Raw genomic sequence first — 2,558 nt, 5'->3', positions numbered from 1 at the left:
GAGCAATCTATCGAGCAGTCGCTTTCCACCTTCTCCGGGCATATCACCAATATTATTCACATTTTGGAACAGGCGGATACGCGTTCGCTGGTGATTTTGGATGAATTAGGGGCTGGAACCGATCCGCAGGAGGGCGCGGCGTTGGCGCGCTCGTTGTTGACTCACCTGGTCGAGCGGGAGATTACCACGTTGGTGACCACCCACCATCCGGAGCTTAAGGCCTTTGCCCATGCTACCCCCGGGGTGGTCAATGCCAGTGTCGAGTTCGACCTGGAAACCCTGCGCCCAACCTACCATCTGACGATTGGCTTGCCAGGGCGCTCGAATGCACTGGCAATTGCCGAACGCCTGGGCATGCCCGCGGTGATTATTTCTGCCGCCCGGCAGGAAATTGACCCCGATGAGTTGCGCGCCGACGATTTGCTGGATGAAATCTATCGCCAGCGCGATGCCTCGCGCGCAGCGCGTATGCGCGCCGAAGAAGCGCGTCATCAATCGGAAAAACTGCGCATTGAATTGGCGGAACGCCTGGAAACGATTGAAGATGAACGTCGCGAAGTGCTCGAAGATGCTCGCCAGGAAGCCGAAACTGAACTCAAAGATGTGCGCGGACAACTCAAAGAATTGCGCGCCGAATTGCGCCGCGCCCGCCAACCGTTGGAAATTCTGGAGCAAGTCGAAGAGCAAATTGAAGAAATCGCTGAAGAAGTCGAAGCGCCGGTTGAACGCCTCGATCCCGAGATTGCGCAGGTTCACGGCCCGGTGCGGCTTGGCTCGAAAGTGCAGGTGCGCACGTTGGGGCAAGAAGGCATTGTGCGCGCCATCGGTGAAGATAAAATCGAAGTGCAGATCGGCAATTTGCGCGTGCGTGCGCGGCTTTCGGATTTGATATTGAGAGGCAATGCGGTGACGGAAGACGGAGGACAGAAGACGGAGAAAAAACAGCCCGTATCCTCCTCCCGTCGTCGGTCAGTAGTTATCGGCGCCACCGGCGAATCGCCCGGCATCGAACTCGACCTGCGCGGTCAACGCGCCGACGAAGCCCTGGACAAGCTGGATGGCTATCTCGATCGCGCTTATCTGGCGCGGCTGCCCTGGGTACGGATTATTCACGGTAAAGGCACTGGTAAATTGCGGGATGTTGTGCGCGAGGCTTTGGGTCAGCACCCACAGGTGAAAGCGTATGAATCGGGCAAAGATGGCGAAGGCGGCGATGGAGTTACCGTAGCGACGCTGCGGAGTTAAAAAGATTCAACTACGAAGAGTACGAGGTTTTTTAGGCTTTTTCTTTGTGTTCCTTCGTGCCCTTTGTGGTTAAAATTCCCGAGGCGGAAAATGATGCAACCAGTTCACGCTATTCTTATTGGCGCCGGTCAGCGCGGGGCGGATGTGTATGGTGCCTATGCCTTGGCGCACCCCGAAGAAATTCGCTTTGTGGCTGTAGCCGAACCCAACCCGGAAAGGCGGGCGCGTTTTGCCGCCCAACACCAGATTCCCCCTCAGAATCAATTTGAGAGCTGGGAGCCGCTATTGGAGCAGTCGCAATACAGGCAGGTGGCGCTGGTTTGCACGCAAGATCAGCAGCACACCGCCCCCACGCTGGCCGCGCTACGCGCCGGGTATGATGTGCTGCTCGAAAAACCAATGGCAACCACGGCAGACGAATGTAAACAACTGGCCGACACAGCCGAAGAAACCGGGCAGCAATTGCACATCTGTCATGTGCTGCGCTTCACGCCACATTTTACAAAGATGCGCGAAATCATCCAATCGGGGGTGTTGGGCGAGATTATCAGCGTTTCGCACCGCGAGAATGTCAGTTGGTGGCACATGGCGCATAGTTTTGTGCGCGGCAACTGGCGCAAAGCCGCCGAGAGCGCCCCAATGATTTTGGCGAAATGCTGCCACGATCTCGATATTCTCATCTGGGCGCTGGATGACCGCTGTGAGACTCTCAGCAGCGTGGGGGGCTTGCGTCATTATCGCCCGGAGAATGCCCCGCAAGGTGCCCCACAATTTTGTCTGGAGGGTTGCCCGGTGGCGGAGACTTGCCCCCATTATGCGCCGTTCATCTATGAAGATTTGGCTCCCCTGTGGCGCGGCTATGCGGATACGTCGAAAGGTTTTGCGCGCGCCGTGATGCGGGCGCAGGAACGCGCTCCGGGGGCGGTGAAAATACTCTCTGCGCTGCTGCCCACTTTACGTCCGCTGCGCGATTACCGCGGTTGGCCGGTCTCGGTTGTGGTGCAGAATCCCACCCAAGAAGAAATCCACAATGCGCTTAAATCCGGCCCCTACGGACGCTGCGTGTATCACTGTGATAATGATGTGGTCGATCATCAGGTGGTGGCGATGCAGTTTGCGGGCGGCGCATCGGTGACGCTGACGATGCACGGGCATTCGCACGCCGAGGGGCGTTATACTCGCATTCAGGGCGCGCGTGGCGAATTGCGGGCCGAGTTCGGCTACGGCGGCGCGTGGATTGAAGTGGACGAGCACCGTAGCGATCGGCGCACGCGCTACGACACTTCGGCAGCATCCAACGAAGGCCACGGCGG

At 58.1% G+C, this 2,558-nt stretch carries 2 protein-coding genes; both read left to right on the top strand.

Annotation, left to right across the window (positions count from 1 at the left end; translation table 11 throughout):
- A partial coding sequence (locus tag HN413_11310; GenBank protein MBT3390985.1) for an endonuclease MutS2 occupies positions 1–1,245 on the top strand: 1,245 nt, incomplete at its 5' end.
- Between the two features lie 90 nt (positions 1,246–1,335).
- The coding region (locus HN413_11305; GenBank protein MBT3390984.1) for a Gfo/Idh/MocA family oxidoreductase at positions 1,336–2,558 on the top strand (1,223 nt) is incomplete at its 3' end.

The organism is Chloroflexota bacterium (assembly GCA_018648225.1).
In the GTDB taxonomy this organism is placed as follows: Bacteria; Chloroflexota; Anaerolineae; order Anaerolineales; family UBA11858; genus NIOZ-UU35.
The sequence above is the reverse complement of the archived record's forward strand: the minus strand, read 5'-3'. Positions and strand labels throughout refer to the sequence as shown.